Origin of the sequence: Hydrogenophaga sp., assembly GCF_048549895.1 — a bacterium.
Lineage (GTDB): Bacteria > Pseudomonadota > Gammaproteobacteria > Burkholderiales > Burkholderiaceae_C > Hydrogenophaga.
The window spans coordinates 1-13,629 of record NZ_JBLYYB010000053.1; the positions used below are offsets into that span (position 1 = coordinate 1).

Here is a 13,629-nt window from a genome sequence, read left to right on the forward strand (position 1 = left end):
CGCTTGCGCGGCGTGACCACCGTCACCGACATCGCTCCCAACGCAACCCAACCCAACCGGTAATCAAGAAGCAATCATGGCCAAGGAATACAAGGATTTGGTGGTCGGACTCGACATCGGCACCGCCAAGATCATGGTGGTGGTCGCCGAGGTCCAGCCCAACGGCGAACTCAAGCTCGCGGGCCTGGGCGTGGCCGCCAGCCACGGCTTGAAGCGCGGCGTGGTGGTCAACATCGACGCCACGGTGCAGAGCATCCAGCAAGCCTTGAAAGAAGCCGAGCTGATGGCCGACTGCCGCATCGCCCGCGTCTACACCGGCATCACCGGCAGCCACATCCGCGGCATCAACAGCAGCGGCATGGTGGCCATCAAGGACCGCGAAGTCACCGCTACCGACGTGGCGCGCGTGATCGAAACCGCCAAGGCGATCAACATCTCCACCGACCAGCGCCTGCTGCTGGTGGAGCCGCAAGAATTCGTGATCGACGGCCAGGAGGTGAAAGAGCCGATCGGCATGAGCGGCATCCGCCTGGAAGCCAAGGTGCACATCGTCACCGGTGCGCAAAGCGCGGCGGAAAACATCATCAAGTGCGTGCGCCGCTGCGGGCTTGAAGTGGACCAGCTCATGCTCAACCCGCTGGCCAGCAGCCAGGCGGTGTTGACCGACGACGAGAAGGAGCTCGGCGTGGCGCTGGTCGACATCGGCGCCGGCACCACCGACGTGGCCATCTTCTCGGGCGGCGCGATCCGCCACACGGCAGTGATCCCGATCGCGGGCGACCTGATCACCAGCGACATCGCCATGGCGCTGCGCACGCCCACCAAAGACGCCGAAGACATCAAGGTCGAGAGCGGCTGCGCCAAACAACTGCTGGCCGACCCGGACACGCAGGTCGAGGTGCCCGGCCTGGGCGACCGCGCACCGCGCATGCTGAGCCGCCAGGCGCTGGCCGGCGTGATCGAGCCGCGCGTGGAAGAGATTTTTTCGCTGGTGCAGCAGGTGTTGCGCGATTCGGGCCACGAAGAAATGTTGTCCTCGGGCATCGTGCTCACCGGTGGCAGCGCGGTCATGCCCGGCATGGTGGAGCTCGGCGAAGACATCTTCCTGAAACCCGTGCGCCGTGGCATCCCGAACTACGCCAGCGCCTTGTCCGACATGGTGGCGCAGACGCGTGCGGCCACGGTGATGGGCCTGCTCGAAGAAGCGAGGCTGGCGCGTGTTCGCGGGCACAAGGTATCGCAAAAAGCGGGCTCGGTTCAGGGCGCGCTGGAGCGCATGAAAAACTGGTTTGTGGGGACCTTTTGATGAAACACCTGATCACGCCCGCGCCGCGAAGCCACCTGCGCACCCGTTGCATGGAATGCACCGGACCGCCTGGCTGACTTGCTGCCCCAACCGAATCTGTATCCGAATCCAAAGCGTTTTTCTGAATCACAAGCGCCCCGACAAAGGGCACACAAGGAGCACACCATGAGCATCGAAATGATTGAAGTCGAAGAATTCAACCTGGGCACCCAGATCAAGGTCATCGGCGTGGGCGGTGGCGGCGGCAACGCGGTCGAGCACATGATCGCGCGCAGCGTGCAGGGCGTGGAGTTCATCTGCGCCAACACCGATGCGCAGTCGCTCTCGCGCAGCGCCGCCCACAAGACCATCCAGCTCGGTACCACGGGTCTTGGCGCCGGCAGCAAGCCCGACAAGGGCCGCGACGCCGCCGAAGTGGCGGTGGACTCGATCCGCGAAGCCATTGCTGGCGCGCACATGCTGTTCATCACTGCCGGCATGGGCGGTGGCACCGGCACCGGTGCCGCCCCTGTGATCGCGCGTGTGGCCAAAGAAATGGGCATCCTGACCGTGGGCGTGGTCACCAAGCCGTTCGACTGGGAAGGTGGCCGCCGCATGACCAACGCCGACCACGGTCTGGCCGAGTTGGAGGCCAATGTGGACTCGCTGATCGTGGTGCTGAACGAGAAGCTGCTTGAAGTGCTGGGCGACGACGTGACGCAGGACGAGGCTTTTGCCCACGCCAACGACGTGCTGAAAAACGCCGTGGGCGGCATCGCCGAGATCATCAACGAGTACGGCAACGTGAACGTCGACTTTGAAGACGTGCGCACCGTGATGGGTGAGCCCGGCAAGGCCATGATGGGCACGGCCGTGGCCGCTGGCCCGGACCGCGCCCGCATCGCCGCCGAGCAGGCCGTGGCCTGCCCGCTGCTGGAAGGCATCGACCTCTCGGGCGCCAAGGGCGTGCTGGTGCTGGTCACGGCGGCCAAGGGTTCGCTCAAGCTGTCGGAATCGAAGCTGGCGATGAACACGATCCGTGCTTACGCGTCGTCGGAAGCGCACGTGATCTACGGCGCGGCGTACGACGACAGCCTGGGTGACGAGATGCGTGTGACGGTGGTGGCCACGGGTCTGAGCCGCCAGGGTGTGCGCCGCACGGCGCCTCCGCTGCAGGTGCTGCGCACCGGCACCGACAACGTGCCGTTCAACGTGCCGACCGTGAACACCGCCGTGGGTGGCCCGGGCGCGACCCAGCCGGACTACAACTCCATGGCCGTGCCCAGCGTGTGGCGCACCAACCGCACCCAGGCGGCGGCCAAGGTGGACGCGTTGGCGTCGGGTGGCATGGACGATTTCGAGATCCCGGCTTTCTTGCGCAAACAGGCGGATTGACGAGCTCCCCCTGCGCGGCTGCGCCGCTTCCCCCCGGAGGGGGGACGGAACCTGCGGTCTGGCAAAGCCAGTCCCGCGGCTCCTCTGGTGTGAAGTCACCTGCTCCGGCGGGCGTGTCTCGTTCCAGAGATGCCGTGGAACCGGCTTTGCCGGGCCACAGGCATCGTCCCCCCTCTGGGGGGAAGCGCCGTCAGGCGCGCAGGGGGGAACTAAAATGCTTTCATGCTCGCGCAACGCACCCTCAAATCCCTGACCAAAGCGGTGGGCGTCGGCCTGCACAGCGGTCAGCGGGTGGAGCTCACCCTGCGCCCGGCCGCGCCCGACACCGGCATCGTGTTCCGCCGTGTCGACCTGCCCGAACCGGTGGAGATTGTGGTCAACGCCACCGCCGTGACCGACACGCGTCTGGCCTCCACCATCTCCAACGGGAATGTGAAGGTGCACACCATTGAGCACCTCATGAGCGCTTGCGCCGGCCTGGGGCTGGACAACCTGTACGTGGACATCACCGCCGAAGAAGTGCCCATCCTCGATGGATCATCTGCCTCGTTCGTGTATCTGCTGCAGAGCGCCGGCATCGTGATGCAGAAGGCGCCCAAGCGCTTCATTCGCGTCACCAAACCCGTGGAGGTGCGCGAAGGCGAGGGCAGACAAGTGAAGTGGGCGCGGCTGGAGCCGTTTCACGGCTACAAGCTCGCGTTCGAAATCGAGTTCGACCACCCCGCCGTGAACTCCACCGGGCAACGCGTGGAGTTCGACTTCGGCAGCGGCCAGTACGCGCGCGAGATCGCTCGCGCCCGCACCTTCGGATTCACCAAGGACGTGGAAGCCATGCGCTCGCACGGTCTCGCACTCGGTGGCGGGTTGGACAACGCGATCGTGATGGACGACGTGAAGGTGCTCAACGCCGACGGCCTGCGCTACCAGGACGAGTTCGTCAAACACAAGATCCTGGACGCCATGGGCGACCTCTACATCGTGGGCAAACCCCTGCTGGCCGCCTACAGCGCGTTTCGCAGCGGCCACGCCATGAACAACCAGCTGCTGCGCGCCTTGCTCGCGCGCACCGACGCCTGGGACATCGTGAGCTTCGAGCAGGACCGCGAAGCGCCGCAGGGCTTCGCGCAGTTGGCGCCGGCCTGGTAAACACCTCGTCCACGCAACCATGCTGCTGTTTCGCTGGACTGTTCTGCTGCTGTTGATCGCTGCGGGTGTGTGTTTTGCGTTTTATGTGGGCACCGGTCAGGCCCGCTTTCGCGCCTGGGGCGTGATCATCCTCAAATGGACGGTGATTGCCGCGCTGGGCTTCTTTGCTGTGCTGGTGCTGGAGCGGTTGTTGTGAGCGAGCCTTTGAAACCCGTGGCCCTGGTGGTGGAAGACGATGAACACATTGCCCACCTGTTGCGCTTCATGTTGGAGCGCGAAAAGTACACCGTGCACCTGGCCCGCGATGGCCGTGAAGGCCAGGCCTTCATCCAGTCGCAACCGGTGCCCACCATCGTGCTGTTCGACGTGATGCTGCCGTTTGTGGACGGCTTCGAGCTGGTGCGGCTGGCCCGCGCGCAGCCGGGTTGGGAAACGGTGCCGGTGGTGATGCTGACCGCCAAAACGCAGGAGCGCGACATCGTGCGTGCGCTGGACGCCGGCGCGACCGACTACATCCTCAAGCCCTTCCAGCCCAACGAGCTGCTGGCCCGCCTGCGGCGCTTCACCCGGCCCCGACCATGAGCGCACGCGTTCTCACCCTGCTTGCCTGTGCTGCTGCAACGCTGCCGGCGCTGGCGCAAACCGACGGCGGACAACGCCTGATCCTGAGCACCGAGCTCAGCGACCTGAGCCGGGGCAACCGCGACTGGAGCGAGGTCTCGTTGCGTTACGTGCGTCTGGGCGCACCACGCCAGAGCACCGAGCTGGCCGTGACCGGCACGTCCCGCTTCGGGTTGAAAGACTCGCAGATCGACGTGGTGCACACCCTGCCGCTGTCGCCATCGCTCGTGGCCTCGGTGCAGGCCGGCTACAGCCCCACGGCCCGGGTGCTGCCCGAGTACAGCGTGGGCGCCAGCCTGCAGTACGAATTTGCACCCGCCTGGCTGTTGCACGGCGGCTTTCGCCACACCCACTACGACAGCACCGATGTCAACCGCCTGAGCTTCATGCTGGAGCGCTATGTCGGCAACTTCAGTGCCTCGCTCGCGTGGTCGCCGGTGCGCGCCCTGGGCACGCGCAGCGACCTGTATGAAGTGCGCGCCACCTGGTACCACAGCGACGACGGCTCAATTGGCCTGATCGCCAGCCGGGGCGACGAGGCCACGCAACTGGGTGCCGGGGTGATCGCGTTGGCCGATGTGCGTTCGCTGGCGCTGGTGGGGCGACACTGGCTGGGGCCGGACTACAGCCTGAACTATGCGCTGAGCCGCACGCGCCAGGGCAGCTTCTACACACGCACGGGTGTGAGCCTTGGTGTTCAGCGCGACTTCTGACCCTTACCTGCTCGCGGCCTTGTGGGCCGGCACCATCGCGCTGGGTCTGACCGTGGCCCTGGCGGCGGTCATCGTGGTCTTGCGGCTCAACCTGCAGCGCCAGGAGCGGCGCTGGAGCGCGTTCGTCGAACGCTGGCGCCCGCTCCTGCTGGCCATGATGATGGAGCCCGATGAACCGCCCACGTTGCCCGCCCTGGCCCGAAGCGAACGCACGCTGTTCCTGCGCCTGTGGGTCTACCTGCACGAATCGGTGCGCGGCACAGCGGCCGAAGAACTCAACCAGGCCGCGCGCGTGCTGCAGATCGACCGCACCGCGCGACGACTGCTGGTGCGTGGCACGCGCGCCGAGCGTTTGCAGGCGGTGCTCGCCCTGGGCTATTTGCGCGACGAAGCCGCCTGGGACGCCTTGCTGAAACTCGCGCGGCGCGCCGACGGTCTGGTGTCGGTGAACGCGGCGCGTGCGCTGATCCAGATCGACGCCTTCAAAGGCGCTGAAACGCTGATGCCGCTGATCCTGAGCCGGCGCGACTGGGATGTGAGCCGCGTGGCGGCCTTTTTGGTGGAGGCTCGCGACGCCTTCTGGCTGCATCTGGTGCGGCAGTTGCCGAGCCTGCCGCCGCGCGATCTGCCGCGTGCGTTGCGCCTGGCCGATGCCTTGCGCCTGAAGCTGCCCGCCAGTGCCGTGCGCGTGCTGCTGCAGCCTGGCCAGCCGGCGGCCGTGGTGAAGGCCGCCCTGCGGCTGGTGAGCACCGGTGAATTGCTCGACGATGTCCGTGCCTGCCTGCAACACCCCGACTGGCGGGTGCGCGAGCAGGCCGCACAGCAGTTGGCGCAGCAAGCCACACCGGACGACATCCCGGCCCTGGCCCGCCAGCTCGACGACCCGCGCTGGGACGTGCGCATGGGCGCGGCGCAGGCGTTGGCCCAACTGCCGTTCCTGAGCGACGAACAACTCACAGAGTTCGGCCGGCCCGGCACAGCCAGCGACACCGTGGTGCGCCACGTGCTGGCCGAAAGGACCTGGGCATGAACACTGCGGTGCAGTTCATCACCTGGTTCGTGCTGGGCTACTTCGTGCTGCTCAACCTGGGCTATCTCGCACTCAACCTGCTCTCCATGGGCAGCCTCTACCGAGGCCTGCAGGAGAAGGTGCTCGATGAACTGCCCCAGGTCTTCACCGGGCTGGACCCGGCCATCAGCCTGCTGGTGCCGGCTTACAACGAAGAGGCCTCCATGGCCGACTCGCTGCGCTCGATGCTGCAACTGGCCTACTCCAACTTCGAGATCATCGTGATCAACGACGGCTCCAAAGACGGCACGCTGGAGGTGCTCAAACGCGAGTTCGAGCTCGAGGTGTTTCCCGAAGCCGTCAACGAACGCCTGCCCACCCAGCCGGTGCGCGCCTACTACCGCTCGCGCCTGCACGCCAACCTGCGCGTGATCGACAAGGACAACGGCGGCAAAGCCGACTCACTCAACGCCGGCATCAACCTCTCGCGCCACAACCTCTTCTGCGGCGTGGATGCCGACTCGATTCTCGAGCGCGACAGCCTGCAGCGCGTGGTCAAGCCCTTCCTGCGCGACCCCAGGGTGGTCGCCACCGGTGGCACGGTGCGGGTGGCCAACGGCTGCGTGATCGAGGGCGGCTTCATGACGCAGGTGAACCTGCCCACCAACCCCTGGGCGCTGTTCCAGGTGGTGGAGTACCTGCGCGCCTTCCTGTTCGGGCGCCTGGGCTGGTCGCGCCTGAACGCCATGCTCATCATCTCCGGTGCCTTCGGCCTGTTCCGAAAGGACGTGGTGATCGCCGCCGGGGGCTACCGGGTCAAGACCATCGGCGAAGACATGGAGCTGGTGGTGCGCATCCACCGCCACCTGCGGGCGCAGGGCACGCCCTACCGCATCGAGTTCGTGCCCGACCCGGTGTGCTGGACCGAGGCGCCGGAAGACCTGCAGACGCTGCGCAACCAGCGCATCCGCTGGCAGCGCGGCCTGTCCGAAAGCCTGAGCGGCCACGCGGGTCTGATGTTCAGCCGACGCGGCGGTGCGCCCGGCTGGCTGGCTTACCCGTTCATGGTGGCGTTCGAGTGGCTGGGCCCGATCGTGGAGCTCGGTGGTTACGTCTTCATGGCGGTGGCCTATGCGCTGGGTGCGATCTCGTGGGAAGCCTTCGCCGTGTTCCTGTTCGTGGCGGTGGGCCTGGGCATCCTGTTGTCGGTGTCGGGCTTGCTGCTCGAAGAGATGGCCTTCCACCTGTACCCGCGCATGGGCCAGCTGGCCTTGCTGGCGCTGGTGATCGTGGCCGAGAACCTGGGTTACCGGCAGATCAACAGCTGGTGGCGCCTGGTGGGCCTGTACCGCTGGGCCACGCAGCGCGAAGCGCAGTGGGGCGAGATGAAGCGCAAGGGCCTGAAAGCGCGCACCTGAACGGTCAAGCGCGCGGCAGTTCGAAGTGGAACTCGGTGCGCACACCTTCCTCGCTCTCGAAGCCGATCTCGCCGCCGTGCTCCTTGACGATGGTGCGGCAGATGTTCAGGCCCAGCCCGGTCCCGCCCTTTTGCCGGCGGTCCGATCCGTCGGCCTGGGCGAAGCGCTCGAACACCCGGTCCCGGAACTTCTGCGGCACGCCCGGCCCACGGTCGATCACGCCCAGGTGGACCCGGTCGGCATTGGCGCTCAGCATCACCTGAACCAGCCCCCCCGGCGGTGAAAACTTCGCCGCGTTGGACAGCAGGTTGGTCACCACCTGCACGATGCGGTCGCCATCGGCCAACACCTCGCCATCGGCGATCACCTCGAACTCGAAGCGCACCCCGAAGCTGTCGGCATACGACTGCGTGTCGCGTATCGCAGTCTCCACCAGCGGTCGCAGCGGCTGGCGTTGCATGTCGTAGGTGAACTGCTGCGAGTCCATTTTTTCCACATCCAGCACGTCGTTGATCAGCCGGATCAGGCGCTCACAGCTCTGGCTGGAGATCTTCATGAGCTCCTGCACATCGGCCGGCAGCTCACCGGCCATGCCCGACTCCAGCATGCTCAATGATGCGTAGATGGAGGTCAGCGGCGTGCGCAGTTCGTGCGACACGGTGGAGATGAACTCGCTCTTGAGGCGCTGCACTTCCTTGCGCTCGGAGATGTCGTGCACGAAGGCGCTGAACAGCTGCACGCCGCCGGTGTCGATCAGACCGATCTTCATCTCCGTTGGAATCTCGCGGCCCTGGCGATCGCGCACGGTGCGCTCCAGCAGCTTGCCCTGGAAGGGGGCCTTGCCGGTCTGCAGGTAGTGCACCAGCGCCTGGATGAAGGCCGCCTGGTGGCGCTCGGGAATGATGGTGTGCGCCAACGACTCGCCCAGCACTTCCTCGCGCTTCCAGCCAAACAGCTTCTCGGCCTGGGTGTTCCAGTCGGTGATGCAGCCGTCGAAATCCATGCCGATGAACGGGTCCTGCGCGGTCTCGATCACCGTCTGGATGCGCTCTTCGCTGGCCGTCACGCGCTCCAGGGCTTCCTGCATGGCGGCGGTGCGCTCGTGCACCCGCCGCTCCAGCGACACGTTGAGTTCACGCACCTCGGTCTCGTTGTCCTGCAGCTTCTTCACCAGCGAAGTGAAGGCATTGCCCAGCATGGACACTTCGGCGTAGCTTCGGGCGGTGGGCACTTTCACCGCGTACCCGGCCTCGATGCCGCGCGCCACATCGGTCAGGCCCAGCAGGGGGCGGGTGATCAGGCGGGCAACGCCCCAGCCCAGCAGTGAAAACAGCAGCGCGGCCACCAGGCCGACAAGCAGCATGCGCTGGTGCAACTGGTTCACAGGCGCATAGGCCTCGCCGAGTTCCTGGCGCACCAGCACGCGCCAGCCCAGGCCGGGATACGCGCCGAAGCCGCGGTCGCTGCTGTAGCCCACCAGGTACGCCTTGCCATCGGGCCAGGTCTCCTGCACGTTGCCTCGCTCGCCGCGTTCGGCAGCGTCCAGACTCGCCAGCTTGAGCACGCTGCCCTGCACATCGGGCGGCCCCAACAAGACGGTGCCGGCCCGGGAGACGATCAAGGGTTCAACGGTCCGGCTGCGCCCGACCGGCACGAAGATCGCTTTTTCGATGTCGCGGGCCCACTGCCAGGAGAGGTGAACCCCCAGCACACCGGTGGTCTGTCCCTGGTCGTTGCGCAGCGGAAAGGCGATGTCCACGAAACGCAGCGGTTCGCTGCTTTCATTGCCCAGCAGTTTGGCCAGCAGCAGGGCCTCGTGCACGTCGCCCATGGGCGTGCCCTTCAAGGCATTGCCGAACCAGGGCCGGGCCGACACGTCGATGCCCTCCAGCATGCCGCGCGTGGCCACCAGCACCTTGCCGGCCGGATCGGTCACGCCGATCCATGCGTAGGTGGGGTAACTCTCCTGCAGCGCTTCGATCTCGCGTTTCACCTCGGCCAGGTCGAGCTCGCCATCAAGCCGCCGGGCAATCAGCTGCACCTCGCGGTAGCGCTCGAACATCGAACGGTCCAGGCGGCTGGTGGTCTGGTTGGCCAGCTCGGCCAGGTTGGCGCCAATGCCCTCACGCACCTGCGTGCTGGCAGCACGATCACTCAGCAGCGTGAGCAACAGCGTGAGCAGCACCGAGAGCAAGGTGAACGCCAGCGCCAGCCAGGCGCCCAGGCTGAGGTTGGTCGGCTTGGCCAGCTTCATGCTCAGTAGATCCTTCCCGCCTTGTAAGACGCGCTGGAGCGTGCCTGCAGCGGCGACACCTGGTTGATCGCCTGCAGCGTGCGGCTGACCTGCGCGTGCGTGATGGCCAGACCCAGCGCGTCGGCCGCGTCCTTGCCCGGCAGGCCGGGCAGTTTCAGCAGGCGTTTGACCATCTCCTGCACCTGCGGCTTGGCCGCCTTGCCGTAGCCCACCACCGCCTTTTTGAGTTGCAGCGCGGTGTATTCGGCCACCGGCAGGTGGTTGGCCACCAGCGCGGTGAGGCAGGCACCGCGCGCCTGGCCCAGCAGCAGCGTGGCCTGCGGGTTGACGTTGACGAACACGATCTCGCAGGCCGAGACCTCGGGCTGGTAGCGGGCCACCACCTCGGTGATGCCGTCGAACAGAATCTTGAGCCGCTCGGGCAGCAGCGCGCCGTCTTTCGGGCTGGTCTGGATGGTGCCGCTGGCCACGTAGTGCAGGTGCGGGCCGTCGGTGTCGATCACGCCGAAGCCGGTGCACTGCAGACCGGGGTCGATGCCGAGGATTCTCATAAGTTGAAGGTCCAGCGCACCGAATGGAAGAACACCGGCGCGGCAAAACACAGCGCATCCACGCGGTCCAGCAGGCCGCTGGCGCCGGTGGTGGAGCGGCCGGCCAGGCCCCAGTGGGTCACGCCACGGTCGCGTTTGATCGCCTTCATCACCAGATGACCCATCGACCCGGCCACGCAGGCCACCAGCGCCATGGCCAGCGCAGGCAGCGGCTTGAAAGGCGTGAGGCCGGCCAGCAGCGCACCGAGCAAGCCGCCCGCGGCCAGCCCCATGCCCCAGCTGCGCCAGTGAAAACTCTCGCTGATGGCGGGCGCCACTGGCTTGCCCATGGTGCGCGACGCGATGTGCTGCACCAGCATGCAGGTCTGCACCACCAGCACCAGGAAAAACACGAGGAAGGCGGTGCGGCCCGCGAAGCCGGGGAAGTTGAGCAAGAGCAGCGCGGGCACGTGGCTCATGCCGTAGACGCAGACCATGATGCCCCACTGCAGCTTGGCGTTGCGCTCCAGAAATCGCTGCGGGTCGTTGCCCAGCGCGCTCACCACCGGGATGGCGAGGAACACATAGACCGGAATGAAGACGGTGAAGAGGTTGAAGCGTTCGTTCCAGACCAGCGCGTATTGCAGCGGCAGCACGATGAAAAAGGCCAGCACCAGACTGCGGTGGTCGCCACGGCGTGTGGGCGAGAGGCTGATGAATTCGCGCAGGATGAAGAAGGACACCAGGCCGAACAGCACGATGGCAACACCTTCACCCATGGCCCAGCCGATCCAGAACACCAGCGCCATGCCCCACGAGCTGCGCAGCAGCGCCTGGTTGTCGCGCAGGCGCAATTCGCGTTCACCCGACTCGTCTTCACCCGCACGGCGCTCGCGCACCGAGAGCAACACACTCACGCCGCTGGCGATGAACAGCAGGCCGAACAACAGCACGAACAACAGGCTGACCTGTTGTTCGCCGGTGAGGCTGCGCAGAAAGGAGCCCATCAGACTTCCCTGAGAGCGATGACGCTCTCACGTGCGCGCTTCAGAAAATCGGCGCGGGGTTCATCGGCCCCGGGTGCAATGGGTTCACCAAACGTCACCGAACACAGCACCGGCACCGGCACCACCTCTCCCTTGGGCATCACGCGCTGCACGTTGTGGATCCAGGCCGGCACCAGCACCACGCCGGGGAAGCGCTGGGCCAGGTTGTACAGGCCCGATTTGAACGGCTGCGGGTCTTCGCCATGGCCGCGTGTGCCTTCGGGAAACAGGATCAAAGAGTCGCCACTGTCCAGCGCGTTGATGAGGGGCTGCAGCGGGTCTTCGTCGCCCTTGCGCTCGCGCTCCACGTACACCGCGTTGAACACCTCGGTGGTGATCCAGCGTTTGAAGTTCGACGCGGTCCAGTAGTCCTTGGCGGCAATGGGGCGCGTGATGCTGCGCAGCTCGTGCGGCAGCGCGGCCCAGATCAGCACCAGGTCGGCGTGGCTCTGGTGGTTGGCAAAGTAAATGCGTTGCTCGGCCTTGGGCGGGCAACCGTACCAGCGCGCCTGCGCGCCGGTGAGCAGGCGCACCAGGCCCAGCAGGAACACGCTCATGGCGGTGGCGCGCAGGTTCATGGCAACTGAACGTCACCCATGCGGGCCACGATGGTGCCGGTGCGCCGGGCGAGGTAGGCCGAGCCCTGGCGCGTTTCGAAAAACTTGGGCGAAGGCAGCATCACCGCGAGCCGCGCGGCTTCCGACGCGCTGAGCCGGCTGGCCGGCTTCTTGAAGTAACGCTGCGCGGCGGCCTCGGCACCGAACACGCCTTCGCCCCACTCCACGCTGTTGAGGTAGATCTCCAGGATGCGTTCCTTGCTCAACAGCGCCTCCAGCGCCACCGCGAGCACGAGCTCCTGGCCCTTGCGCAGGAACTGGCGTTCGCCCGAGAGCAGCAGGTTCTTGGCGAGTTGCTGGGTGATGGTGGAGCCGCCCACCACCTTGGGTTCACGCACCGGCTTGTTGGGCTGGGCGGCGGCGCGCTTTTCGGCCTGCTGCTGGCGCCGTTCGTTTTTCTGCCAGGCGGTCTCGATGGCTTCCCAGTCCACGCCACCGTGCTCCAGAAAACCCGCGTCTTCCGACGCGATCACCGCGCGCTTGAGGTGGGGGCTGATCTGTTCACCCGCCACCCACTGGTGCGACCAGCGCCATGTCTTGTCGGTGGTCATGCTCTCCTGGCCTACACGCCAGGCCTCGGAGCGCATGAACGCAGTGCTGGTGGGATCGATCGCCACCATGGCGGCGATGCGCAGCGCAAAAAACACCTGCAGCGCCACGCCGGCGAGCAACATCCACAACAGCCAACGCCCGAACGATCGCATCTATTGCCCGGACAGTTGTGTTTGCAGCGTCTCGTCGCGCGTGAAACGGAAACGCGAGACCACCACGATCTGGTCGGCCTGGCGGCGCATGCCGTCGTTGAACTGGCCAAACGAGAGGCTGCGCACGATGGCCTGGGCGCGGCGGTCGAGCAGGTTGTTGCCCGAGGTCTGCACGATCTCGGTGTCGAGCACGCCACCGGTGTGGTTGACCGTGATGATCATGGTGAGATCGCCATAGAGCTTGCGCCCGGCGGCCTCCGGAAAATTGGTGGTGCCGCGGTCTTCGATCTTGCGGCGCAACTCGTCGTAGTAAATGGCGTAAACCGCCTCGCGCGTGGCCGGGCTGATGTAGCGCTTCTTCGGCCTTGCGCTTTCTTCGTTGATGCGCCGCTCGATCTCGGCCAGGATCTTCACCAGTGCCTTGCGTTTCTCTTCGCGCTCCACCACCTCGCGGCTGGGGTTCACGGCCTGCGTGTCGGGCGCCGGCATCCTGGCGAGTTCACGCCGCACCTGGGCGAGCAACTGGTTCTGCTGTTCGCGCAGCGCTTCGATCTTGCGTTCGTCTTCTTCGGGCGTGTCGCCCACGCGGGCCACCGTGGTGGGCGGCAAGGGCGAGGTGGAGCGTCCGCGCACCGCATCACCCCCACCGGCGAGCGACGCCTGCGCAATCGCGGTGGCCTTCTCGGGCCGCTCGTTGCTGCGCGCGTTGACCAGGATCACTTCCAGCGGCGTGTCCTGGAACACCCGGTTGAAACCCTCGGGATTCACAAACCGCACCGTGAGGACCGCAGCGTGCACCGCGATGGAGATGCCCAGCGCCAGCTGCAGCGTGCTCAGGCCTTTCAGGAACGCGAGGAGGGTGGTCTTCACGCGGCGATTATGGGTGTGGCC

General features: G+C 66.2%; 14 protein-coding genes. 8 read left to right on the forward strand and 6 right to left on the reverse strand.

Annotation, left to right across the window (positions count from 1 at the left end; genetic code table 11):
- The first annotated feature begins 76 nt into the window (after nucleotides 1-76).
- The 8 genes from ftsA (at nucleotide 77) to ACN4F8_RS05400 (ending at nucleotide 7,587) form a co-directional block, all read left to right on the forward strand.
- A complete protein-coding gene (gene ftsA, locus ACN4F8_RS05365) occupies nucleotides 77-1,306 on the forward strand; it encodes a cell division protein FtsA (protein ID WP_056270025.1) in 1,230 nt (409 codons plus the stop codon).
- A 165-nt stretch (nucleotides 1,307-1,471) separates the two neighbouring features.
- On the forward strand, nucleotides 1,472-2,680 hold the full coding sequence (gene ftsZ / locus ACN4F8_RS05370; RefSeq protein WP_300660020.1) for a cell division protein FtsZ: 1,209 nt from the start codon (nucleotides 1,472-1,474) through the stop codon (nucleotides 2,678-2,680).
- A gap of 222 nt (nucleotides 2,681-2,902) precedes the next feature.
- Complete coding sequence (lpxC, locus tag ACN4F8_RS05375; RefSeq protein WP_419472601.1) at nucleotides 2,903-3,826, forward strand: UDP-3-O-acyl-N-acetylglucosamine deacetylase; 924 nt, start codon at nucleotides 2,903-2,905, stop codon at nucleotides 3,824-3,826.
- Between the two features lie 19 nt (nucleotides 3,827-3,845).
- Nucleotides 3,846-4,022: a hypothetical protein gene (locus ACN4F8_RS05380; RefSeq protein WP_201450003.1), complete on the forward strand. Its 177-nt coding sequence runs from the start codon at nucleotides 3,846-3,848 to the stop codon at nucleotides 4,020-4,022.
- Nucleotides 4,019-4,408, forward strand: coding sequence for a response regulator transcription factor (locus tag ACN4F8_RS05385; RefSeq protein ID WP_419472602.1), 390 nt, complete (start codon nucleotides 4,019-4,021; stop codon nucleotides 4,406-4,408). Before ACN4F8_RS05380 ends, ACN4F8_RS05385 begins: the two co-directional genes overlap by 4 nt.
- On the forward strand, nucleotides 4,405-5,160 hold the full coding sequence (locus tag ACN4F8_RS05390; protein WP_419472603.1) for a YaiO family outer membrane beta-barrel protein: 756 nt from the start codon (nucleotides 4,405-4,407) through the stop codon (nucleotides 5,158-5,160). Before ACN4F8_RS05385 ends, ACN4F8_RS05390 begins: the two co-directional genes overlap by 4 nt.
- Complete coding sequence (locus ACN4F8_RS05395; protein ID WP_419472604.1) at nucleotides 5,141-6,190, forward strand: HEAT repeat domain-containing protein; 1,050 nt, start codon at nucleotides 5,141-5,143, stop codon at nucleotides 6,188-6,190. The genes ACN4F8_RS05390 and ACN4F8_RS05395 overlap by 20 nt, the downstream gene beginning before the upstream one ends.
- Entirely contained in the window at nucleotides 6,187-7,587 is a 1,401-nt protein-coding gene (locus ACN4F8_RS05400) for a glycosyltransferase family 2 protein (protein WP_419472605.1), read from the forward strand. Before ACN4F8_RS05395 ends, ACN4F8_RS05400 begins: the two co-directional genes overlap by 4 nt.
- A gap of 4 nt (nucleotides 7,588-7,591) precedes the next feature.
- Here ACN4F8_RS05400 and ACN4F8_RS05405 read toward each other — a convergent pair whose 3' ends face one another.
- The 6 genes from ACN4F8_RS05405 to ACN4F8_RS05430 are packed head-to-tail and all read right to left on the reverse strand — an operon-like array spanning nucleotide 7,592 to nucleotide 13,608.
- Entirely contained in the window at nucleotides 7,592-9,841 is a 2,250-nt protein-coding gene (locus ACN4F8_RS05405; RefSeq protein WP_419472606.1) for an ATP-binding protein, read from the reverse strand.
- Between the two features lie 2 nt (nucleotides 9,842-9,843).
- The gene (gene ruvC, locus ACN4F8_RS05410; protein WP_419472607.1) at nucleotides 9,844-10,392 is read right to left on the reverse strand and encodes a crossover junction endodeoxyribonuclease RuvC; all 549 of its coding nucleotides are present in this window, start codon (nucleotides 10,390-10,392) and stop codon (nucleotides 9,844-9,846) included.
- On the reverse strand, nucleotides 10,389-11,378 hold the full coding sequence (locus ACN4F8_RS05415; RefSeq protein WP_419472608.1) for a phosphatidate cytidylyltransferase: 990 nt from the start codon (nucleotides 11,376-11,378) through the stop codon (nucleotides 10,389-10,391). The genes ruvC and ACN4F8_RS05415 overlap by 4 nt, the downstream gene beginning before the upstream one ends.
- Nucleotides 11,378-11,995: a lysophospholipid acyltransferase family protein gene (locus ACN4F8_RS05420; RefSeq protein ID WP_419472609.1), complete on the reverse strand. Its 618-nt coding sequence runs from the start codon at nucleotides 11,993-11,995 to the stop codon at nucleotides 11,378-11,380. The genes ACN4F8_RS05415 and ACN4F8_RS05420 overlap by 1 nt, the downstream gene beginning before the upstream one ends.
- Nucleotides 11,992-12,738, reverse strand: coding sequence for a monofunctional biosynthetic peptidoglycan transglycosylase (mtgA, locus tag ACN4F8_RS05425; protein ID WP_419472610.1), 747 nt, complete (start codon nucleotides 12,736-12,738; stop codon nucleotides 11,992-11,994). The genes ACN4F8_RS05420 and mtgA overlap by 4 nt, the downstream gene beginning before the upstream one ends.
- A complete protein-coding gene (locus ACN4F8_RS05430) occupies nucleotides 12,739-13,608 on the reverse strand; it encodes an energy transducer TonB (protein ID WP_419472611.1) in 870 nt (289 codons plus the stop codon).
- Nucleotides 13,609-13,629: the final 21 nt, after the last annotated feature.